This is a genomic window from Pseudomonas baltica (assembly GCF_031880315.1).
In the GTDB taxonomy this organism is placed as follows: domain Bacteria; phylum Pseudomonadota; class Gammaproteobacteria; order Pseudomonadales; family Pseudomonadaceae; genus Aquipseudomonas.
Genome location: NZ_CP134771.1, coordinates 377,348 through 398,155, shown reverse-complemented (window position 1 = coordinate 398,155; position 20,808 = coordinate 377,348). Strand labels below are relative to the sequence as shown.

The window sequence follows — 20,808 nt, the reverse complement described above, 5'->3', positions numbered from 1 at the left end:
AATGACATATCTTCAGTCATTGATAACGCCGGGTTATTGCCAACCTGCGCCCGTCACCCCCCACAACAAAGGCTTCCCCATGTCGGACCTGTCCTTTTCGAACTTCTGCAACTGGCTCAAATTTCGCCATCTGGTGCTCATCGATACCCTGGGCCGCACCCGCAACATGCATGCCGCTGCCGAGCAGATGAACCTCAGCCAGCCGGCCATCAGCAAAATGCTCAAAGAGATCGAAAGCCTGCTCGGCTTTGCCGTGTTCGAGCGCCTGCCACGCAGCATGCCGCCGACTGCCCTCGGTGAATACGTAGTGCGCTATGCCCATATCGCGCTCAACGACGCCCGCGGTTTCGTCGAACAGATCAGCAGCCTGCGCGAGGGCGGTCATGGTTATCTCAAAGTCGGCGGTATTTTTGCCGCCACCGCGGTGTCGTTGCCCGGTGCCATCGTCACCATCAAAGAGCGCTGGCCGTTGCTGTCGATCGAGGTGGTGGAGCAGACCAGCGATCACCTGATGGAGATGCTCGACGCCCGCACCCTGGACCTGGCCGTGGCGCGCTACACCGATGAGCGTCAGCAGCATCGTTACGACTTCACCGCGCTGGGCCCGGAGCCCTTCAGCATCGTCGTCAACAGCCGCCATCCGCTGTGCGAGTCGGGGCCGACGCCCTTGGCGGAGCTGGGCAAGTGGCCGTGGATTCTCTACCCGGTGGGGGTGCCGATCCGGGCGCGCATGGACGCTGCCTTCGCCCGTGCCGGCATCGCCACGCCGAAGAACACCATCGATACGATCTCGATGCAGACCTTTCTGCAGGTGTTGCAGAGCGGGCCGATGATCGCCATGCTGCCCGACTCGATGGTCGGGCCGCATATCGACAGTGGCTTGCTCAAGGTGCTGGAGACGCCGCTACGGCTGGCGCCACAGGATTACGGCATCCTCACCCGCAAGGGCGAGGCGCTGGTGGGGCCAGCGCAGGAGTTTGCGCAGATATTGATCGATAATGCTCAGCGTTGAGAGGCCAGTGAACAGGGTCGAGATCTCCCTCCCGAGCTCAGTCCGGCATCATCGGTGCCATCTCCGACGCGCGCCAGACCACATCGGTAATGCCGTACTTCTCGGCCATGGGCTTGCTGGTCTTTTTCACCTCGCTGCGGCCAAAACGGCCGATGCGTCCAATGCCGGCGTCGCAGCTCGCCCAATGCCAGGCTTCGGCGTTGTCCATCTTGTCGGCACGCAGGATGAATGACTTGTGCTCGCCATGCAGGTTGTAATCGATGACGTAGAGTTTTGCGTTTGGCATGTCTGGGGCTCCCCGGTGGCGATGATTAAATGATTCGGGGCAAAGCGCAAAATTCAGTCAAAAAATTATCAAAGGCGACGAGCGGCTGCTAAGGCCCTGATTGACCTGAATATCTACGGTCCGTCAAGGGTCTGGCGCGGCCTTTTGCCGGGGCAAATCAGCGCATCGGCACTCAGTAGCCCAGCTGACTGTCGACGGTATTGAGCAATGGCAAGCCGGCCTCGAGACGGTCGATGTTGGCCAGGATCTGCTCGGCGATCACCTCGAACGAAGCACTGGAGGCAATGTGCGGGGTTACGGTGACGCCGGGTGTCTGCCACAGGCTGTGGTCGGGCGCCAACGGCTCTGTTTCGAATACGTCGAGCAAGGCCGCGCGCAGCTGACCGCTGGCCAAGGCGTGTTGCAAGTCGGCGCTGCGCAGGTGCGCGCCGCGCCCGCAGTTGATCACCACGGCGCCGGGCGCCAGCTGGGCGAACGTCTCGGCGCACAGAATGCCGCGCGTGTGCTCGGTCAGGGGCAACAGGCACACGAGGATATCCAGGCCCTCGAGGAAGGCCGGCAGTTGCGAGCCGGCGAAGGTCTGCACGCCGTCGATCTGCTGCGCGCTACGGGCCCAGCCACGCGTATGGAAGCCCAGCCGGGCCAGCTGCACCGCCGCCGCCTTGCCCAGTTGGCCGAGGCCCATGACGCCGACGCGAGTCTGCTGCGCCGGCTTTTGCGCCAGCCGCTGCCAGTGTTGGCGCTGGTGATTGGCGAGTATCTGGTCGAACTGCCGGTGGTAATGCAGCACGCCCCAGAGCACGTATTCGAGCATGCCCTGGCAGTGCCCCGGATCGACGATCCGGCACACGGCCAAGGTGGCCGGGCGGCTGGGTTCACGGATGATCGGATCGGCCCCGGCTCCCACCGAATGCACCAGCTTGAGCATGGGCAAGGCGCCCAGGCTTCCGGGTGGCGGCGTCCAGCAGATGGCCACTTCGGCGTGCTGGGCTTCGGGATCGCCGGGGCGGCAGAACTGCAACTCGGGCCGGCGCTGCACCATGATCCGCTGCGCCTGGGTGATGTCGTTGCCCATATCGATCAACACGATCGGGCTCATGCGCAGTAGTCCTGGCGTTGCGGTTCGATCAGGGTCAGCGCGGCGTGCCAGCCGAGTTCGATCAAGCCACTTTCGTCATCGCCCTCATACTGCTGGGCAGTGAACTCGCAGGTTTCGGCATCCGGCAGGATCAACTCACTGTTGCCCGCCAAGGCCTGGATCTGCGCCTGGCAGGCCCGTTCGAGGATGAAGATAGTCTGGAAGGCTGCCGCCGCGCTCGGCCCCGCAGCCAGCAGGCCGTGGTTGCAGAGGATCATGGCGCTGTGCGGGCCGAGGTCGCGCACCAGTTGTTCGCGCTCGTCCAGGCGCAGGGCGATGCCTTCGTAGCGGTGATAGCCCAAGCGGTTGTAGAACTTCAACGCGTGCTGACTGATCGGCAGCAAGCCCTTGGCCTGGGCCGACACGGCTATGCCGGCGGCGGTGTGGGTGTGGATCACGCAATGCAGATCCGCGCGCGCGGCGTGGATGGCCGAGTGGATGACGAAGCCCGCGCGGTTGACCCGGTGATCGGGGAAATAGCGATCGACCACGTTGCCGTCGCCATCGATGCGCACCAGGTCGCTGGCTTTCATGTGCTCGAACAGCACGCCGTAGCGGTTGATCAGGAAATGCCCGGAGCCGTCCTCCAAGCGCAGGGAAATATGGGTGTCGATCAGGTCGGTCATGCGAAAGTGTGCCAGCAGCCGGTACAGGGCGGCCAGTTCGCAGCGCGCGGTTCGCTCAGGTTCCGGCATGCTGGTCAGCAAAGTGTTGGGCAGGGTGTTCATGGTGGGGTCATTCCTCTTGTGGCTGCTCAGGTATCGAGCAGGTGTGGGCGGTTGAGCGTGGCAGTGCAGTTTGACGGTCGGTCGGGCGTCCATGCGTGTCTTCGCTCATCGGCAGGCGCGGTCTTCACGTCAGGTTGTGCTTGATCCGCTGGCCTATCAATGGGCCAGGATAGCGTTGGCGGCGCTGTTATTACCGAGGTCGTATTTGGCCAGTGCGGTGGCATAGCTGCCGTCGGCCACGGCGTCCTTGAGTGCCTGGCTGACCGCATCGCGCAGGGCGCTGGACTGTTTGGGGAACGCGGCGACGATCTGCAGGCTGTTGAGCGGCTTGCCGATGGTCACGTAGGTGCCTTGTTCCAGCGCCATGCTGGTGGGCACCGATTCGCTGCTCTGCACGGCGACGTCGACGCGGCCTTGCTTGAGGTCCAGGCGCGCGGTGGCGGTGCCGTCAGTGGCTTGTACCTGCACGGCAGGCAGGCCTGCGGGCAGGCAGTTGGCATCGCTCCATTTGCGCATGGCCGCGTCGAAGCCATTGCGCCGGTTGGCGCCGACCTTGAGGCCGCAGATATCCAGCGCGCTGGCGATCGGTGCATGGCTGGCGAGCGCGTAGGGTTGCATGCCCGAGGTCAGGTAGGGCAGATAGTCGAGCCGGTCGGCCGCTTCCGGGGCGTCCAGCAGGCTGAAGGCCATGTCGACGCGGCCGGTGACCAGCGAGTTGATGGCCGATTCATAAGACACCTCCTGCCATTCGATGGCCACGCCCAGGCGCTTGCTCAGGTAGTGGGCAAGCTCGACGTCGACGCCCACCAGCTCGTTGGTGTCCGGCTTCTTCCAGGCCATGGGCGGGAAGCCGGCGAACAGCGCGATCTTGATTTTTTTTGCGGCCAGGATGTTGGCGGGCAGGGCGATAGCGGCCTGACGGGTGTCGGCGGCATTGGCCATGCCAGTGCACGAAAGCAGGGCGACGGCCAGGGCAGCATTGCCAATGGCCGCGGTACTCAGGTGACGAAACGTGCGCTTGAACATCGGTCACTCCAGTCACGAAAGGGGGAGCCACAGGCATCGCCCGTGGCTCGTGTCCGGCGGTCTGCACGGTGCTATCGATTCACCAGCCAGCGATTCACCAACGAGCCAATCACCATGCAAAAGCCTTTCCGGATTACAGGATGTTGAACGGGTACTCGGTGATGATGCGGATCTCGTCGATCTGCCCACCGCGATCGGAACTGCGATAGGCCGCCTGGCGCACCCGGAACGACAGGTTCTTGACCGGGCCGCTCTGCACCACGTAACGCGCTTCGATGTCACGCTCCCAGGCCTTGCCGTCGAGGTCGGCAGCGGTGCCGCTCTTGAAGTCGTAGCCCTTGATGTAGCGGGTCATAAAGGTCAAGCCTGGCACGCCGTAGCCGACCATGTTGAGGTCGTAGCGGGCCTGCCAGGACTTTTCGTTCTCGTAGTCGAAGTCCGAATACTGGACCGAGTTGGCAAAGTAGAAGTTGGCGTTGCCGTCCGGGCCATAGATGTAGTCACCGGTGCCCGATACCCGTTGGTGGGCGAGGGTGAAGGTGTGGGAGCCAATGCTGTAGGCGGCCGCCAGGCTCCAGATGCGGTTGTCCAGGTCGCCGCTGCGGGCCTGGCCGATGCTCTTGGTGTCGTAGCCGTTGAAGTCGAATTTCAGCGCTTGGGATTGGCTCAGAGGCAGCACGTAGTTGGCGTTGACGTAGTACTTGCGAAAGTAATCGTCGGTCTTGGCGTAATAGAGGCTGCCCGACAGCGCCTCGGTGAGCTTGTACTGGCCGCCCACATAGTCGACCGAAGTCATGCGGCCGCTGTCGTAGGACGATTGGTTGCGGTTGGTCAGCGCGGTGAAATGGCCGGCGTCCAGGCGCAGGTTCTTGATGTCCTTGCTGGTGGCCGAGAAACCGTCGACGGTCTCGGGCAGCAGGCGGCTGTCGGAGGTGCTCAGCACGGGGATCGAGAGGATCTGCGTGCCGTATTTGAGCACGGTGTTGGAGACGCGCATCTTGAACACGCCGCCGGCCTTGGCGTACTGGTCCTTGGGGCCACTGCTGTCGGTTTCCAGCAGGTTGGTGCCGCCACCGTAGCGTCCGCCGCCGGTGTCCAGCTTGATCGCATATTGCCCCAGCACGTCGACGCCGAAGCCCACGGCGCCTTGGGTGAAGCCCGATTCCAGCACGCCGACGAAGCCCTGCGCCCATTCTTCACCGTAGTTCTGTGCAGCGCCCTTGGCGTGGTTGTCGCGCTGCATGTACATGTTGCGGGTCTTGATGGTCAGATGGGTGCCTTCGATAAAACCCGTCGCATCCGACTGATCACTGGCCCAGGTTGCGGGGCTGGTGCAGGCGGTAGCGAGCAGGGCGGCGAAACTGATTTTGCTGACACTCATTGGAACGGCTCCTTTACACGATCGTCACCGCAGCAAGGCGCGCGGTGCAGTTGGGTGGGCAGTCTTTGGCGGACAGGGGGGCGGCTGACCGTTCAATGGACGGTCATGCCTTTAGGCGGGAAAGCGGCGTGCAGGCGGGCGGTGGCGACCGTATACGGCGTCACTGAAAACACGGTGGACGGGCTTTTACCGACGCGTTGAATCGCTCTTGTGGAGGGGCGCTATCTGGCGTTGAATCTATTGTTATAAGCGCCAGTGGACAGGTGCAAGAAAGCATTTCTTATAGTGAATATTGGTCTGCCAAATAAACAGCGTCAGCGCTTGATATTGATTTTATCCTGAGGTTATTAGATTGGGAGTAGGTTGCTTCATTCTGGGGCGCCAATCTAGATTATGCGCCATCGGCGGGCAATATCTTGGTCGGTATATTTAAAGTATCCGTCAATTCATATTGATCATGAACGCTTCAAGGTGAAACTATGGCAGTATTCAGTGCGCGCGTTGTGCTGCTATTGGAAACGGCTGTATAGAACGCTCGGGTCGATCTCGAGGGGCAGCGCATTATTGTTTTTTACATTCAGTATTTGAACGAGCAGTGATATGAGTAAAAGTCTGGGAAGGGTACGACCGAACCTGCGTTCCTCCAGTGAGCGGGTCGATTGGAACCTGTTGCGCACCTTTCAGGCCATTGCCCAGGAATTGAGCATCAGCAAGGCGGCGGTGCGCTTGCATCTGTCACAGCCTGCGGTCAGTCAGGCGCTCAAGCGGCTCGAAGAGCAACTGGGCACCGCCTTGATCGAGCGTCGCGGCCCGCGCTTCCAGTTGACCATCGCCGGCATCGAGACGCTGCGTATCGCCAATGACGTACAGGGGCAGTTCGCCCAGCTGGACGCCGCCATCGAGGGCTCCAGTGACCAGGTTGTGGGCAAGGTGCGGCTGCTGTCGATCGATGGCATCAGCTGCGCTGCCTACGATCGCAGCCTGGCCAGCCTGAACCGGCGTTTTCCTGGGGTGGCGGTGGAAATCGTGGTGCAATCCAACGACGAAATTCTCAGCGCCCTGGAGCAGAAAACCGCCACCTTCGGCCTGGCGATCACCCCGCTGAGCTACCCCTGGCTGGCTCAGGAATGCCTGACCCGTGAACATTACCGCTTCTATTGCGGCCCTGAGCATCCGTTGTTCGGCCGCGAAGACGTGAGTGTCGAGATGCTCAAGGACGAGCCGCTGATCCTGTTCACCAGCGACCTGCTGGGCGGCACCCTCAACGCTTTGGCCGAGTTTCGTCATCGCCACGGCTGGCGTGGGCCGATCAAGGGCTGTTCGGCCAACAGTCAGGAGGTCTTGCGCCTGGTGCTGGCGGGCTTTGGCATTGGTTGCCTGCCCCATCCGTTGTATCAGCGCGAGCGCGCGGCCGGGCATTTGTGGCCCCTGCCGCCGGAGCAGGTGTGCACCGTGGACGTCAATCTGCTGTGGAACAAGGAGCAGCGCCTGAGCCGCGCCGAGGCGCAGTTCCTGCAAGGCCTGCGCGAAGCCACGGCCGCCCTGGCAGACGCCACGGTCTGAATTCAGGCGCCGTTGGCGAGGATCGCGACGTTGTTGGCCAGGTGTTGCTGAAGGATTTCGAGGAACACATCCAGCAGCGGGTTGCTGCGGCCAGTGGGCTTGTGCAGCAGCTTGAAAGGGGTGGTGACGCGAAAGCGCTTGGGCTTTACCGAGCGCATCTGCCCGCGGTCGACGTAGTGCTTGGCCCAGTGGGTGGGCAGATGGCCCAGGTAGCGCCCGGTCAGCACCAGCATGGCTACGGCCTCGACCTGAGTGGCGATGGCGCTGATGTTGCGCGGGCCCAGCGGGCGGAATTTATCCTGGTGATTGGCGTAGACATGCTCGATGTATTCGGCCTGGGAGAGTTTGGCGTCGTCGATCTCGTCATCGTTCAAGTTGAAGAACGAGTGATCGCAAGAGCAGTAGAGCTCCGAGGTTTCCTTGTACATCGACAGCACCTCGAACTCGTGCTTGTCGGTGTACACCGGCACGATGCCGGCGGCGAACTGGCCCTTGAGGATGCCTTGTTCGATCTCTTCCAGGGGCGCGACGCTCAGTCGCATGCGTGCCTTGGGCGCCTTGGCCTGCCAGTCCTGCAGCACGCGCACCAGCGGCGAGTTGGGGTCGGAGCAGGTGTTGTCGATGACGGCGATATTCAGGTCGCCCAGCAGCTCGCCGCGGACATTGCCCAGGCGCCCGCGAAACTCGTCCAGCGCCGAAAACAGGTCGAGGCTGGCCTGATATATAACTTTGCCTTGTTCAGTCAAACCGAACTTCTCGCGCCCGCGCGTACATAAACGCATGCCCAGGCGAATCTCCAGATCGGATATCTGTTTGCTGATCGCGGCCAGGCCAATATTGAGTTCGGATTGTGCGGCGGTAAAACCACCGGATTCCACCACGGCCTTGAATACTTTGAATAGTTTAAGGTCCATGGCGGTGGCCATGGAAAGTGCAGTATCGCTGGCTCTTTTCGGTACATTGGCGGATTGAGAAAGTTGACTTTCCATTTAATGTATTTACCCCGTTCTGTCGGCTTTCTAGTATCCCTCTCATCCGGTCGATTCACCGCGACCTGTTTAATCGATCCTTTAGCAACTCTTCACAGAGTGGCCAACAAGCCCCTGCATAAAGGGGCTTGCGACAAAGGCAAATTGCAAGCTACGTGCCAATGGAGAACTGTACATGTCCGAGCCAACCGACCGCCTCTGGGGCGCCCGTTTCAAAACCGGCCCCAGTGAAGCCATGGCCAACCTGTCGCGCTCACCCAAGGCTTATTTTCGCCTGACCCCGTATGACGTCGCCGGCTCCAAGGCCCACGCTAACGAGCTGCAGCGCGCCGGTTTGCTGGAAGCGGCTGAGACCGCCCAGATCATCCAGGCCCTGCAGGGCATCGATGAAGATTTCGCCGCCGGGCGCATCGAACCGATCGCTGCCGACGAAGACGTGCACACCTTTATCGAACGCCTGCTCACCGAGCGCCTTGGCAGTTTGGGCGGCAAGCTGCGCGCCGGACGCTCGCGCAACGATCAATCGGCCAACGACATGCGCCTGTTTTTGCGCGATCAGGCACGGGTGCTGGTAATGGCGCTGCTTGAGCTGCAAAAGGCGCTGGTGGCCCAGGCCGAGCAGCACGTGCACAGCATTGCGCCGGGCTTCACCCACTTGCAGCAGGCGCAGCCGATCGTCTTCGCACATCACTTGATGGCCCACGCTCAGGCCATGCACCGCGACATCCAGCGCCTGCAGGATTGGGATCGACGCTTCAGCCTGTCGCCGCTGGGCGCCGCAGCCATGGCCGGCTCCGCCATCACTGGCGACTTGCACGCCTCGGCGGCCGAGATGGGCTACAGCGGCCCGTGCGAAAACTCCATCGACGCCGTGGCCAGCCGCGATCACGTGGCCGAATTCCTCTTTGCGGTGAGCATGCTTGGCGTCAACGTCTCGCGTCTGGCCGAAGAGTTCTGCCTGTGGACCTCGCGCCAGTTCAACTGGGTCAGCCTCGACGACGGCTACGCCACCGGCAGCTCGATCATGCCGCAGAAAAAGAACCCCGATATCGCTGAGCTGGCGCGGGGCAAGTCGGGCCGTCTGATCGGCACCCTGACCGGCATCCTCTCGGTGCTCAAGGCCCAGCCACTGTCCTACAACCGCGACCTGAGTGAAGACAAGCATGCGGTGCTCGACAGCCTCGACACCATTCACCTGGTGCTGCCGGCGTTCGCCGGAATGGTCGCGACCATGACGGTGCGCACTGACGAACTGCTGCGCCAGGCCCCGCTCGGTTTCACCCTGGCCACCGAAGTGGCGGACTGGCTGTCGCGGCGCGGCGTGCCGTTCAAGGAGGCCCATGAAGTGACCGGCAAGCTGGTACAGGCCTGCGAAGAAGCCGGTATCGGCCTGGAAGACGCCAGCCCCGCATTGCTGCTGCAAGTCGACGCGCGCCTGACCGAAGACGTGCGCAAGGCCCTGACGCTGGAGGCCGCGCTCGCGGCACGCAACGGCTGGAACGGCACCGCGCCGGCCCAGGTCAGTGCGCAGATCGAACGCTTCAAGCAGCAGTTGGGCGCCCAGCAGCAATGGGCGCTGGATTACTCCGGCCCGCGCGGCTGACCGACAGGGGACTCCCATGCCACAGACTCACGTTTTTGGCGCTGCGGCGCTGACCGCGCAAGACGCCCACTACGACCTCTCGACCTACAAGGTCGTCAAGCGTCGCTACTACGGCCGCTACGCCTCGGCGACGATCATCGTGCTATTGCTGCTGGGCCTGGCCCAGGCATTTGCCAAGGGCAATATCGAGTGGTCTTACGTGGAGCAGTTCCTGACGGCGCGCTCGATCATGTTCGGCTTGCTCAACACCATCGTCATGGCCGTGCTGGCCATGGCGCTGGGGGTGGTCCTCGGGGTGGTGGTGGCGATCATGCGCATGTCGCACAATCCGGTGCTGCGCTACGTGGCCAGTGGTTACGTGTGGCTGTTCCGCGGCACCCCGCTGATCCTGCAGTTGCTGCTGTGGTTCAACCTGGCGTTGATCTTCCCGACCCTGAGCATCCCCGGGTTGTTCGAGTTCAAGACCGTCGAGGTGATCACGCCGTTCGCCGCGGCCTTGCTCGGGCTTGGCATCAATCAAGGCGCCTACACCTCGGAAGTGGTGCGTGCCGGGTTGCTGTCGGTGGACAGCGGCCAGTACGAGGCGGCCAAGTCGATCGGCATGCCGCGCTTGCAGGCGCTGAGGCGGATCATCCTGCCACAGGCGATGCGCATCATCATCCCGCCGGTCAGCAACGAATTCATCGGCATGGTCAAGATGACCAGCCTGGCGAGCGTGATCCAGTACTCCGAGCTGCTCTACAACGCGCAGAACATCTACTACGCCAACGCCCGAGTGATGGAGCTGCTGATCGTCGCGGGCATCTGGTATCTGGCGGTGGTCACGGTGCTGACCTTCGGCCAGAGCCGCCTGGAACGTCGTTTCGGCCGCGGCGCCGGCAAGCGCAGCTAAGGGGACACGAACATGCGAAATATCGTCAAGGCGGTCAACGTCAACAAGTTCTTCGGCGCTTTCCAGGCGCTCAAGGACGTCAATCTCGACATCCCCCACGGCGAGGTGGTGTGCATCATCGGCCCCTCGGGTTCGGGCAAGAGCACCTTGCTGCGCTGCATCAACCAGCTGGAAAAGGTCGATCAGGGTGGCCTGTGGGTCAACGACGAACTGCTGGGCTATCGCTCGGTGGACCGCAAGTTGATCGAGCTCAGCGACACCCAGATCGCCCGCCAGCGCCTGGCCACCGGCATGGTCTTTCAGCGCTTCAACCTGTTCGCCCACATGACGGTGCTGGAAAACATCATCGAGGGCCCGGCCCAGGTGTTGCGCCGCCCGCAAAAGGAATGCCGCGAGCAGGCCATGGACCTGCTCGAGCGGGTAGGGCTGACGGCCAAGGCCCACAGTTACCCGATCGAGCTCTCCGGCGGCCAGCAGCAACGGGTGGCGATTGCTCGCGCCCTGGCCATGCGCCCCAAGCTGATGCTGTTCGACGAGCCCACCTCGGCCCTCGACCCGGAACTGGTCGGCGAGGTGCTGTCGGTGATGCGCGACCTGGCGGCCAGTGGCATGACCATGGTGGTGGTCACTCACGAGCTGGGTTTCGCCCGAGAGGTGGCCAGCCGCGTGGTGTTCATGGACGCCGGGCAGATCATCGAGACCGGCTCGCCGGAAGAAGTGCTGATGAGCCCGCGCAATCCGCGCACCCAGGAATTCATCGCTGCGGTACTCAACTGATTCCCATCCCTTTGTTTGCTGACTCTGGAAGCCGTTATGAAAAAGATGCTCGTTCTGACCGCAGCACTGTCCGTCTTCACCGCCGCTGGCGCCTGGGCCGCTGATCCGGCCGGGCTGCCCACCGCCATCAAGGACAAGGGCTTTATCACCGCCGGGATCATGCCCAACTATCCGCCGATGGACTTCAAGGACCCTGGCACCAACCAGCTGACCGGGGTGGATTACGATCTCGGCATGGAGATCGCCAAGCGTCTGGGCATCGAGGTGAAATGGCAGGAAACCGCCTTCGAGCAAATGGTCAGCGGCCTGGTGACCCAGCGGCTGGACATCGTGCTGTCGGGCATGACCGACACCCCCGAGCGGCAGAAGACCGTGGACTTCGTCGACTACTTCAAGACCGGCCCGCAGTTCTACATCCTGGACACCAGCAAGGACGTCAAGGTCGCCACCGACCTGTGCGGCAAGAAAGTCGGCACCAGCCGCCGCACGAACTTCCCGGTGGAAATCGCCAAGTGGAGCGCCGCCAACTGCGAGGCCAAGGGCAAGCCGGCGATCGTGGTGGTGGGCACCGAAGGCTCCGCGGACGCCCGTGCGCAGTTGCGGCAGGCGCGGTTGGATGGGGCGGTGCAGGGCAGCGAAACCCTGCCGTATATCCAGACGCAGGAGTCGGGTGCCTATCGGGTGATCGGCGAACCATTGACCTTTCAGCTCGCCGGTCTGGGCGTGGCCAAGGGCAATCCGGGCTTGAGCGCGGCCATCGTCGCCACGCTTGACGCCATGATTGCCGATGGCAGCTACGGCAAGATTCTCAAGAAGTGGAACCTGGAGCAGGGCGCGGTCGCCAAGGCGCAGTTGAACCAGGGGAGGTGATGCTCGCTCTGGCACACAACCGCGATAGCGGCGGTGTCCATCAGACCGCTCTCGCGAGCCAGCTTCGCTGCCACAGGTGCAAGGGATGTACACCTGTAGCAAGGCTTGCCCGCGAACAGGCCGTCACAGGCACGCCAAATCTTCGCCAATGACACGGAGCAATCCCGATGTACACCTCTAACGATCTGCGCTGGCCCGGCAAGGCCCGAGCCTGCGTGGCCATGGCGTTCGACCTCGACGGGCCAACGGGCGCGGCGATGCTCGACGGTTCCATCTGGCAGAAACCCGAGTACTTCACCTTTGGCGGCTATGGCCCCTATCGAGCCTTGCCACGGTTGCTCGACATGCTCGACGCGCACCGCACGCCCACCACCTTTTTCGTCCCGGCCTGGGTGGTCGAGAACTGGCCCAGGCAGTGCCAGGCGATCCTCGAACGCGGCCACGAAGTGGCCTATCACGGCTATCGCCACGAATCCTTCTTCGCCCTCGACCTGGCCGAGCAACGCTGGGTCATGGACAAAAGCGCCGAGGTCTTCAAGCGCCATTTGGGCATCACCGCCACGGGGTTTCGCACGCCGTCCGGTGACTGGCACAGCGAGACCCCGGCGCTGTTGATGGACTGCGGGGTGAAGTATTCCAGCAGCATGCGCGGCGACGATCGCCCGTACTTCATTGATACCCTCGACGCCAGCCGGCGCCTGGTGGAAATCCCGGGCCGCTGGGAACTCGACGACTACGCCTCGCTGGCCTATACCCGTGCACCCAATTACCCCGCCGGGCTCGACCGCATCGCCAGTTACGAGCAGACCCTCGACAACTGGTGCCGCGAGTTCGACGGCACCTACCGCGAAGGCCTGTGCATGACCACGTTGTTCCATCCCAAGATCTCCGGCAAGCCGGGGCGCATTAGCGTGCTGGAGCAGTTTGTGCAGCACATGCACAGCCATGCCGACGTGTGGTTCGCCACCTGTAATGAGGTCGCCGAATTCTGGGCGCGGGAGCACGGCAATGACTAGCCCCTGGCCCGCCCCCTATACCTGCGCCGTGGTCATTACGGTGGATTACAACGATATCCATGGGATTCAGACCCAGGTGCCAGCAATCGCCGGGCGCGAAAAAAGCCTTTCGGTGTGGCGTTACGGCACCACCCGCGGCGCCCAACGATTGCTGTCGATATTCGCCGAGCACGGCCTGCGCACCACTTGGTGCGTGCCGGGCATCGTCGCCGAACAGAATCCCGACGTCGTCACGGCAGTGCATGCCGCCGGCCACGAGCTGGCATGCAGCGGTTATCTGCATGAGGACTTCAGCGCGCTGACGCGCGAGCAGCAACAGGCGTCGGTGCTGCGCGGTTGTGAAGCCCTGGAGCGCTTGACGGGGCGGCGCCCGCGCGGCTTTCGCGCACCGGCGGGCAGCTATGCCCAGGGCCTGGCGGACGACCTGCGCAGCGCCGGCCTGCGCTGGTCGTCATCCTGGGGCGGTGACGATCTGCCCTATGTGCATCCCGCAGGCCAGGTAGCGGCGCCTTTGGTGGAACTGCCGCTGCACGTTGAGTTGGAGGACGAGCCGTATTTCGCTTTCAACCTGGCGCCGGCCGTGCCCGCCAGCCAGGCGCGCATCGCCAGTTACGCTGAAGTGCTGCTCAATTGGCAGCGCGACTTCGAAGGTTTCCAGCGTTTCGGGCTGTGCTACCTGATGCGCCTGCACCCGGAAATCCTCGGTACGGTGGGCCGCAGCGGTTTGCTCGACGAGTGGCTTGGTTGGCTCAAGGCGCAGCCGGGGGTGTGGTTCGCCACCGCCGAGGAGGTCGCGCAGTGGTGGGCGGTCGAGCATCCGCAGTTGCCCGACGATCATCCGGCCGCGGTATTTGCCCGGCATCAGGCTCAGGAGCCGCGCCCATGAATGCCTTGCACACATTGGCCGGGTTCGTCTGCGATACACCGTTCGCGGCGATCCCCGAGGCGGTGGTAGCCAAGGCGCGTCGACACTTTCTCGACACCTTGGGCGCCGCTCTGGCAGGCGCCAACACTGAGCTGACCCAACGCTGCCTGGGGGCGTTGCTGTGCAGCGAGCCGCCGGGCGACGTGGCCGTATGGGGCGGGGCGCAACGGCTGTCGGCGCGCAGTGCGGCGTTGGTCAATGGCGTCGCTGCCCACGCCCTGGAGCTGGATGATGCCGGTGGCTGCGATCACTCCGGCGCGGTGGTAGTGCCGGCGATGCTGGCAGTCCTGCCATTGTGTGCGAAGCCACCGAACGGCGAGGCCTTGCTGACGGCCATGGTGCTGGGCTACGACGTGGCCCGGCGCGTGCTGGAAGCGTGCGGTGGCTATTCGCCGCACAACGGCGCCGGCTGGCACTCCACCGGCACGTGTGGCGTGTTCGGCGCCGCAGCGGCCTGCGCGCGGCTGCTGCAGTTGAACGCCGACCAGACTGCCCATGCACTCGGGTTGGCAGCGAGCATGAGCGGTGGCCTGTGGTCGTTCATTCATGACGGCGCCGACAGCAAGAAGCTGCACGCCGGGCGCCCGGCCGAGGCGGGTGTGCTCGCCGTGCTGCTCGCCCGCCAAGGCATGAGCGGCCCCAGCCAGGTATTCGAGGACAGCTGGGGTGGTTTTTTGCGCACCTATGCGCAGGCCGCGGCCGAGCCCCAGGCACTGACCGCCGACCTGGGCCGCGTGTGGAAGCTCGCGCGCTGTTCGATCAAGCCCTATGCCGCCTGCCGCGGTACCCACGCGGCGATCGATGCGGTCGGGGAACTACTGGCCGAGCTCGGCATTGACGGCACGCAGGTCGAGCGTATCGATGTGCGCGCCAGTGCCTTTTTGGTGGACATGTGCGCGGGCGTCGACACCCGCACCCTGGCCGCCGCGCAAATGAGCCTGCCGTATGCGTTGGCGGTGCGCTGCCTGCGTGGCAATGCCGGCCTCGACAGTTACGAGGGGGCGGTCAGGGCAGCACCCGAGGTGCAGGGCTTGATGGCGGCCATCAGCCTGCGCATCGAGCCGCGCCTGGCGCCGCTGGACGAACCGTTCGTTCAGGTCACCAGCGCGGACGGTCGCAGCGCCACGCGTCAGGTCAAGCTGGCGCTGGGCGGCCCACTCAATCCGCTGAGCGACGAAGCCTTGATCGACAAATTTCGCTCGCTGGCGATCCGCGCCTTGCCCACCGCACAGGTCGATGGCCTGGTCGAGCTGTGCATGACGCTGGGCGCCGACACCGATGTGCCGCGGCTGCTTGGCCTGCTGCAAACCGCCTCACCCCTGTAGCGAGGGGGCTTGCCCCCGAACATTCTCGACCTCAAGGAGCGCCCCATGACCCCACGCCTGACCCAACTGCTCGCTACTGCCCTGATCGTCTCTGGCGCCACTGCCGCCAACGCCGCCACCACCCTGACCGTCGGCATCGAAGCCACCTATCCGCCGATGTCCTACCGCAACCCCACCACCAACGAAAGCACCGGCTTCAACATCGACCTGTTCAAGGTTCTGGCCAAGCAGATGAACGTCGACCTCAAGTTTGAGGAGATGAGCTTCGAACAACTCACCAGCGGCCTGGCCACCGGGCGCATCGATGTGATCGGCACGGCCATTACCGACCTGCCGACCCGCCGCAGCAATATGACCTTCGTCGATTATCTGCAGACCGGTGCGCAGATGTTCACCACGCGCGCAAATGCTCCAGCGGCAATGACCCCCGATGCCTTCTGCGGCAAAGCCATCGGCAGCCCACGCACCACCAATTACTTCATCGAACTCAACGCCTGGAGCGACAGGACCTGCGTCGGCGCAGGCAAGCCCGCCGCCCAGGCACAAGGCGCGGCAGGCGCGGCGGCGGTACGCCTGGACCTCAAGCAAGGCCGCCTGAACGCCGCCGTACTGGGGCCTGAGTACGTCAAATACCTGATGAGCGAAGAGCCCGATACCTATGTGCTGGTGGGCGAGCCGTTGTCGGTGCATTACTTCGGCTTTGCCGTGGCCAAGGGCCAGGACGCGCTGCGTGATCAATTGGTCAAGGGCCTGCAGGCGTCGTTGGCGGACGGCAGCTACCAGCGCGTACTCGACCAGTGGCACCTGCAAAGTCAGGGCATCAAACAGGTGACTGTGGATGGTGGGCAGTGACTGGCAATGCACCTGGCCTCTGGTCAAGGGAGCCCTAAAGATCTGCTCCACGCGGCCGTTAGATGGTCATCGCGACAGTCAAATCGCGCAACCGTTTCAGCCCACTCCTCGACTAGTGGCAATTAGACGCACCCCAGCATTGCAATGCTCTGGCGAAGCCGCTAATGTGCGCCCAAATTTTACAATTGCTTCAGTAAGTTCATGTTGTGCGCCCCGAAGCAGGGCCAGCCATTCATTGTTTCTCAAGTAGCTGAAGACAACCTACAAGAAGTCAGCGCAGGGGGCATGAGAGTGAGGACGATGCAGTTTTTATCGGCCTTGTATGTCCACCCCGCCTGTTCGCCGATTGCCCGCTTTGCTGGCAACCCGTGAGCCAGCAAACCACGCGATCGCAGCGGGCGGGCGGATGACGTTCTATCCTGGAAATCACAGTATGTTGAAGAAAGCGAACAAGGCTCTGCTGGGCCTCGCCCTGTCGATGGGCATGATTCAGGCACACGCCGAAGAGGCCAAGAAGGTCGACGTGCTGTTGATCGGCGGCGGCATCATGAGTGCCACCCTGGGCACCTGGCTCAACGAGCTGGAACCGACCTGGACGATGGAAATGGTCGAGCGTCTCGACGCCGTGGCCGAAGAAAGCTCCAACGGCTGGAACAACGCCGGTACCGGTCACTCCGCCCTGGCCGAGTCGAACTACACCCCTTACGGTAAAGACGGCAAGATCGAAATCGCCAAGGCGATCGAGATCAACGAGGCGTTCCAGGTCACTCGGCAATTCCTGTCCTGGCAGGTCAAGTCGGGCGTCTTGAAAAACCCGCACTCCTTCATCAATTCCACTCCGCACATGAGCTTCATGTGGGGAGACGATAACGTCAAATTCCTCAAGGCCCGCTACGAGGCGCTCAAAGCCAGCCCATTGTTCGGTGGCATGCAGTACAGCGAAGACCAGGCGCAGATCAAACAGTGGGTTCCGCTGATGATGGAAGGGCGTGATCCCAACCAGAAGATCGCCGCCACCTGGTCGCCGCTCGGTACCGACGCGAACTGGGGCGAAGTCACTCGCCAGTACGTTGCCAACCTGCAGACCAAGCCTAACTTCACGTTGAAGCTGTCGAGCGAAGTCGAAGAAATCACTCGCAACAAGGACGGCGGCTGGCACGTCGAATACAAAAATCTGAAAGACGGCACCACCCACGGCACCGATGCCAAGTTCGTCTTCGTCGGCGCCGGCGGCGGTGCGTTGAAACTGCTGCAAAAAGCGGACATCCCTGAAGCCCGCGAATATGGCGGCTTCCCGGTCGGCGGCTCGTTCCTGGTGACCGATAACCAGGACATCGCCATGCAACACATGGCCAAGGCCTACGGTATCGCGTCGACTGGCGCACCACCCATGTCCGTACCGCACCTGGACACCCGCGTGCTGGATGGCAAGCGCATGATCCTGTTCGGGCCATTCGCGACCTTCTCCACCAAGTTCCTCAAGCAAGGTTCTTACCTTGACCTGCTGTCGACCACTACGACCCATAACGTGTGGCCGATGACCAAGGTGGGCGTGGAGCAGTACCCGCTGATCGAGTACCTGGCAGGCCAGTTGATGATGTCGGACGACGACCGCTTCAACGCACTGAAAGAGTACTTCCCGCACGCCAAGAAGGAAGACTGGCGCTTGTGGCAAGCCGGCCAACGCGTGCAGATCATCAAGCGTGATGCCGAGAAGGGCGGTGTGCTGAAGTTGGGTACCGAGGTCGTCTACTCTCAGGACCGCTCTATCGCCGGTCTGCTGGGTGCTTCCCCAGGAGCTTCGACCGCAGCGCCGATCATGATCGACGTGCTCGAAAAAGCCTTCAAAACCCAGGTAGCCACCCCGGCCTGGCAAGAGAAGATGCATCAGATCGTGCCAAGCTACGGCACCAAGCTCAACGATTCGCCAGCACGTGTTCAGCAGGAGTGGGATTACACTGCCGACGTCTTGCTGCTGAACAAGCCTCCAGTGCTCGACGCAGCTGCCTACCCGGCTGCTGGCGCTGCGGCCCCGGCCAAGCCGGCCAAGCCGCAGGAAAGCAAACCGGCTCAGGACATGGCGCTGTAATAGCGGCCTGACCTTGAGTTGAAAAGAAACCCGCCTGGCAGTGATGCCAGGCGGGTTTTTTGTTGTCTGTGCCGGGCCTCAGTTGCCCATCGATTCTCAGCCTTTATCGCTGAGCAACTCGCCGCCACCGGTGGCCGTCTTCACCAACCCGGCAATCACGCGTTCGCCGGTTTCGTGCGCCAGCTCTGCGTACCACGCTTGCGTCTCGGCCGGTACGCCGCCATGGGTGACCTGCGAGCGTGCGCGGGCGCGCAGCATGATCTGCGCGGTGCGCTCGGCGCGGGCGGTGTTGTAGCGGGCGAGGGCAGCGTCGACATCGCCAGCGTCCAGGCAGCGGGCAAGTACCCAGGCATCTTCCATGGCCTGACAGCCGCCTTGACCCAGATCCGGCGCCATGGGGTGCGCGGCATCACCGAGCAGCACCACACGCCCCTTGACGAAGCTGGATGTCGGGACCATGTCGTGGATTTCGACCCGGCTGACGATAGCGGTGTCCAGGCGCTCGATGAGGTGTTGCACCGGCGCGGCCCAACCGCTGAAATGACTGCGCAGCTCGTCACGATAGTGGGTGCGATCATTGGGGGTGCCTGCTGGCAGGGGCACGTCGAAGAAGAAATAGAACTGGCCGTTGCCCATAGGCATCAGCGACACGCGCTTGTGATCGCCGACGAACTGCGTCCACTCGGTGGCAGGTGCCAGGTCGTCGGTGGCGTCGACGCGACCGTTCCAGTTGACGTAGCCGCAGTAATCGCGTGTCACCTCATGGCCCACGACATAGTTGCGCAGCCGCGAATGGGTGCCGTCGGCAGCCACCACCAGGTCGGCCTGGATCTGCTGGCCGTCGGAAAACTTTACCCGCATGCCGTCGCCGCTGGGCTCGACGCCTTCGCAGCTGACGCCCAGGGTGACGTTGTCGCGGCCACAGCCATCTAGGAGGATCTGCTGCAAGGCGGTGCGGGCGATAGGGCAGGCCCGCTGCTCGACCGCGTCGTACAGCGGCTGCAAGCTGAAGCGGGTGAGCAACGCGCCGTCGTGGGTGCTGTAGCTCATGCTCTGCATCTCGCCACTGGCCGCTTTGATCGCCGCGCCGAGGCCGAGTTTTTCGAGGACGTTGACGCCATTGGGCCATACCGAAATCGCAGCGCCGGCAGGTGTCAGGTCGGGTACCCGGTCGAACAGGCGCACGCGGTGGCCGCGTTGCTGCAGGGCGATGCCCGCCGACAGCCCGCCGATGCCGGCACCAATGATGACGATGTCCAGAGGCTGTGAGGTCGAAGCAGAAAGAGACATGGCGATGCACCGTGATTGAAATGACAACGTGATGAGGTTGGCAAGCTGGCCATAGAGGAGGGCAGTATAAAACCTGATCGTTTGGTCAGCTATTGCAGTTTGCCTGCCAGTTTTGTCATCGCTACTGGCGACTGAGGGAATTAATGCTGGTCACGCATGAGAATTCACCGAATGCAGCCTCAAGTCCAGATAAACAGAGAGTTGAGTGGGCACGCTGGTGCCTCTTGCGCTTGCCCCTCTATCGGTCTGGCGCACGCGGACTGCTGCATCGTGGCGCAACTTTTGGTTGGGGTGCGCCACTGTGGTGCGAATCCCTGCAGCCCATGCTAGAGGTGTGACGTCATGGATCCGCTTGAAGCTGTTAATCTGCGCGTCCTGTTTTGCGAGGAACGGTAGACCCATGACTGCGATTGACGAATTCGACCTGAAGATCCTGACCCTGTTGCAGGGCAATGGGCGCTTGAGCAATCAGGACCTGAGCGAAATGGTGGGCCTTTCGGCTTCGCAATGCTCGCGTCGGCGGATGAGCCTCGAACAGGCGGGGCTGATCCTTGGCTATCACGCCCGGCTGGCGCCCCAGGCGATGAATACCGAGATGGTCGCGATGATCGAGGTCAGCCTCAACAGCCATAGCCCGCAGACCTCTGCCGCGTTCGAAGCCTTTGTGGTGCATGACTCAGCGATCATCGATGCCTACAAGACCACGGGCGACGCCGACTACGCCTTGAAGGTCGCGGTAGCGGGGCTGGTGGAGCTCAATGCGCTGATGGGCCGGTTGTCGGGCAGCGCCACGATCGGCCATTTGAAAACCGCCGTGGTGCTGCAGCGTCTCAAGGAAGCGGGGTTGGTGGCGGGCTGAGGAAATGCACTGAGAAGGCTCCCACAGCGTCGGGTGATGGATAACATTACGGTTTTGGGCAAGCTGTGCCGGCCTCTTCGCGAGCAAGCTTTGCTCCCACAGGTGTAAGGCCCAGGGCTGCTTGCACTGTGGGAGCAAGGCTTGCCTGCGAAAGCGCCAGTGGCTTCACCGCAGATCTTGCAGAGCC

At 62.9% G+C, this 20,808-nt stretch carries 19 protein-coding genes; 12 read left to right on the top strand and 7 right to left on the bottom strand.

Features of this window, described 5'->3' with window-relative positions; all coding sequences use genetic code 11:
* Positions 1–79 precede the first annotated feature (79 nt).
* The gene (locus tag REH34_RS01865) at positions 80–1,012 is read left to right on the top strand and encodes a LysR family transcriptional regulator (protein ID WP_226504537.1); all 933 of its coding nucleotides are present in this window, start codon (positions 80–82) and stop codon (positions 1,010–1,012) included.
* Positions 1,013–1,049: 37 nt separating this feature from the next.
* Here REH34_RS01865 and REH34_RS01860 read toward each other — a convergent pair whose 3' ends face one another.
* The 5 genes from REH34_RS01860 to REH34_RS01840 all read right to left on the bottom strand — a co-directional run bounded on the left by REH34_RS01860 (position 1,050) and on the right by REH34_RS01840 (position 5,571).
* On the bottom strand, positions 1,050–1,298 hold the full coding sequence (locus tag REH34_RS01860) for a DUF6555 family protein (protein ID WP_226504536.1): 249 nt from the start codon (positions 1,296–1,298) through the stop codon (positions 1,050–1,052).
* Positions 1,299–1,470: 172 nt separating this feature from the next.
* On the bottom strand, positions 1,471–2,397 hold the full coding sequence (locus tag REH34_RS01855) for a glyoxylate/hydroxypyruvate reductase A (protein ID WP_311970535.1): 927 nt from the start codon (positions 2,395–2,397) through the stop codon (positions 1,471–1,473).
* Complete coding sequence (locus REH34_RS01850; protein WP_311970534.1) at positions 2,394–3,164, bottom strand: class II aldolase/adducin family protein; 771 nt, start codon at positions 3,162–3,164, stop codon at positions 2,394–2,396. Before REH34_RS01850 ends, REH34_RS01855 begins: the two co-directional genes overlap by 4 nt.
* A 156-nt stretch (positions 3,165–3,320) precedes the next feature.
* A complete protein-coding gene (locus REH34_RS01845) occupies positions 3,321–4,190 on the bottom strand; it encodes a transporter substrate-binding domain-containing protein (protein WP_311970533.1) in 870 nt (289 codons plus the stop codon).
* Positions 4,191–4,323: 133 nt separating this feature from the next.
* Complete coding sequence (locus REH34_RS01840) at positions 4,324–5,571, bottom strand: OprD family porin (RefSeq protein WP_311970532.1); 1,248 nt, start codon at positions 5,569–5,571, stop codon at positions 4,324–4,326.
* 600 nt (positions 5,572–6,171) lie between these two features.
* Between REH34_RS01840 and REH34_RS01835 the strand changes: the two genes are divergently transcribed.
* Positions 6,172–7,134 (top strand): LysR family transcriptional regulator, encoded by a 963-nt coding sequence (locus tag REH34_RS01835; RefSeq protein WP_226504531.1) that lies wholly within the window; start codon positions 6,172–6,174, stop codon positions 7,132–7,134.
* Between the two features lie 2 nt (positions 7,135–7,136).
* Here REH34_RS01835 and REH34_RS01830 read toward each other — a convergent pair whose 3' ends face one another.
* A complete protein-coding gene (locus REH34_RS01830) occupies positions 7,137–8,123 on the bottom strand; it encodes a LysR family transcriptional regulator (protein WP_409373229.1) in 987 nt (328 codons plus the stop codon).
* A 175-nt stretch (positions 8,124–8,298) separates the two neighbouring features.
* On the opposite strand from REH34_RS01830, the gene argH reads away from it, so the two are divergent.
* The 9 genes from argH to mqo all read left to right on the top strand — a co-directional run bounded on the left by argH (position 8,299) and on the right by mqo (position 18,472).
* Positions 8,299–9,726: an argininosuccinate lyase gene (gene argH, locus REH34_RS01825; protein ID WP_311970530.1), complete on the top strand. Its 1,428-nt coding sequence runs from the start codon at positions 8,299–8,301 to the stop codon at positions 9,724–9,726.
* A gap of 16 nt (positions 9,727–9,742) precedes the next feature.
* Positions 9,743–10,618 carry an amino acid ABC transporter permease gene (locus tag REH34_RS01820; RefSeq protein WP_311970529.1) on the top strand — a complete coding sequence of 292 codons (876 nt, stop codon included), beginning with the start codon at positions 9,743–9,745 and terminating at the stop codon, positions 10,616–10,618.
* A 12-nt stretch (positions 10,619–10,630) separates the two neighbouring features.
* Entirely contained in the window at positions 10,631–11,395 is a 765-nt protein-coding gene (locus REH34_RS01815) for an amino acid ABC transporter ATP-binding protein (protein WP_311970528.1), read from the top strand.
* A 36-nt stretch (positions 11,396–11,431) separates the two neighbouring features.
* Positions 11,432–12,265 carry an ABC transporter substrate-binding protein gene (locus tag REH34_RS01810; protein ID WP_311970527.1) on the top strand — a complete coding sequence of 278 codons (834 nt, stop codon included), beginning with the start codon at positions 11,432–11,434 and terminating at the stop codon, positions 12,263–12,265.
* Positions 12,266–12,432: 167 nt separating this feature from the next.
* Positions 12,433–13,281 carry a polysaccharide deacetylase gene (locus REH34_RS01805; protein WP_226504525.1) on the top strand — a complete coding sequence of 283 codons (849 nt, stop codon included), beginning with the start codon at positions 12,433–12,435 and terminating at the stop codon, positions 13,279–13,281.
* Entirely contained in the window at positions 13,274–14,167 is an 894-nt protein-coding gene (locus REH34_RS01800; protein ID WP_311970526.1) for a polysaccharide deacetylase, read from the top strand. The genes REH34_RS01805 and REH34_RS01800 overlap by 8 nt, the downstream gene beginning before the upstream one ends.
* Positions 14,164–15,531: an MmgE/PrpD family protein gene (locus REH34_RS01795; protein ID WP_311970525.1), complete on the top strand. Its 1,368-nt coding sequence runs from the start codon at positions 14,164–14,166 to the stop codon at positions 15,529–15,531. Before REH34_RS01800 ends, REH34_RS01795 begins: the two co-directional genes overlap by 4 nt.
* Before the next feature lie 45 nt (positions 15,532–15,576).
* Entirely contained in the window at positions 15,577–16,383 is an 807-nt protein-coding gene (locus tag REH34_RS01790) for a transporter substrate-binding domain-containing protein (RefSeq protein WP_311970524.1), read from the top strand.
* 433 nt (positions 16,384–16,816) lie between these two features.
* Entirely contained in the window at positions 16,817–18,472 is a 1,656-nt protein-coding gene (mqo, locus tag REH34_RS01785; protein WP_311970523.1) for a malate dehydrogenase (quinone), read from the top strand.
* Positions 18,473–18,568: 96 nt separating this feature from the next.
* Here the strand turns inward: mqo and hpxO are convergent, their stop codons facing one another.
* Positions 18,569–19,762 (bottom strand): FAD-dependent urate hydroxylase HpxO, encoded by a 1,194-nt coding sequence (gene hpxO, locus REH34_RS01780; protein WP_311970522.1) that lies wholly within the window; start codon positions 19,760–19,762, stop codon positions 18,569–18,571.
* A gap of 400 nt (positions 19,763–20,162) precedes the next feature.
* Between hpxO and REH34_RS01775 the strand changes: the two genes are divergently transcribed.
* A complete protein-coding gene (locus tag REH34_RS01775) occupies positions 20,163–20,621 on the top strand; it encodes an Lrp/AsnC family transcriptional regulator (RefSeq protein WP_311970521.1) in 459 nt (152 codons plus the stop codon).
* The last annotated feature ends 187 nt before the right edge of the window (positions 20,622–20,808 follow it).

Coding starts and splice junctions, on each gene's coding strand:
- REH34_RS01855 (WP_311970535.1), bottom strand. CDS start 2,397: ATGAGCCCGATCGTGTTGATCGATATGGGCAACGACATCACCCAGGCG.
- REH34_RS01840 (WP_311970532.1), bottom strand. CDS start 5,571: ATGAGTGTCAGCAAAATCAGTTTCGCCGCCCTGCTCGCTACCGCCTGC.
- REH34_RS01800 (WP_311970526.1), top strand. CDS start 13,274: ATGACTAGCCCCTGGCCCGCCCCCTATACCTGCGCCGTGGTCATTACG.
- argH (WP_311970530.1), top strand. CDS start 8,299: ATGTCCGAGCCAACCGACCGCCTCTGGGGCGCCCGTTTCAAAACCGGC.
- REH34_RS01815 (WP_311970528.1), top strand. CDS start 10,631: ATGCGAAATATCGTCAAGGCGGTCAACGTCAACAAGTTCTTCGGCGCT.
- REH34_RS01865 (WP_226504537.1), top strand. CDS start 80: ATGTCGGACCTGTCCTTTTCGAACTTCTGCAACTGGCTCAAATTTCGC.
- REH34_RS01805 (WP_226504525.1), top strand. CDS start 12,433: ATGTACACCTCTAACGATCTGCGCTGGCCCGGCAAGGCCCGAGCCTGC.
- REH34_RS01835 (WP_226504531.1), top strand. CDS start 6,172: ATGAGTAAAAGTCTGGGAAGGGTACGACCGAACCTGCGTTCCTCCAGT.
- REH34_RS01810 (WP_311970527.1), top strand. CDS start 11,432: ATGAAAAAGATGCTCGTTCTGACCGCAGCACTGTCCGTCTTCACCGCC.
- REH34_RS01820 (WP_311970529.1), top strand. CDS start 9,743: ATGCCACAGACTCACGTTTTTGGCGCTGCGGCGCTGACCGCGCAAGAC.
- REH34_RS01775 (WP_311970521.1), top strand. CDS start 20,163: ATGACTGCGATTGACGAATTCGACCTGAAGATCCTGACCCTGTTGCAG.
- REH34_RS01860 (WP_226504536.1), bottom strand. CDS start 1,298: ATGCCAAACGCAAAACTCTACGTCATCGATTACAACCTGCATGGCGAG.
- REH34_RS01790 (WP_311970524.1), top strand. CDS start 15,577: ATGACCCCACGCCTGACCCAACTGCTCGCTACTGCCCTGATCGTCTCT.
- REH34_RS01850 (WP_311970534.1), bottom strand. CDS start 3,164: ATGAACACCCTGCCCAACACTTTGCTGACCAGCATGCCGGAACCTGAG.
- mqo (WP_311970523.1), top strand. CDS start 16,817: ATGTTGAAGAAAGCGAACAAGGCTCTGCTGGGCCTCGCCCTGTCGATG.
- hpxO (WP_311970522.1), bottom strand. CDS start 19,762: ATGTCTCTTTCTGCTTCGACCTCACAGCCTCTGGACATCGTCATCATT.
- REH34_RS01845 (WP_311970533.1), bottom strand. CDS start 4,190: ATGTTCAAGCGCACGTTTCGTCACCTGAGTACCGCGGCCATTGGCAAT.
- REH34_RS01830 (WP_409373229.1), bottom strand. CDS start 8,123: ATGGAAAGTCAACTTTCTCAATCCGCCAATGTACCGAAAAGAGCCAGC.
- REH34_RS01795 (WP_311970525.1), top strand. CDS start 14,164: ATGAATGCCTTGCACACATTGGCCGGGTTCGTCTGCGATACACCGTTC.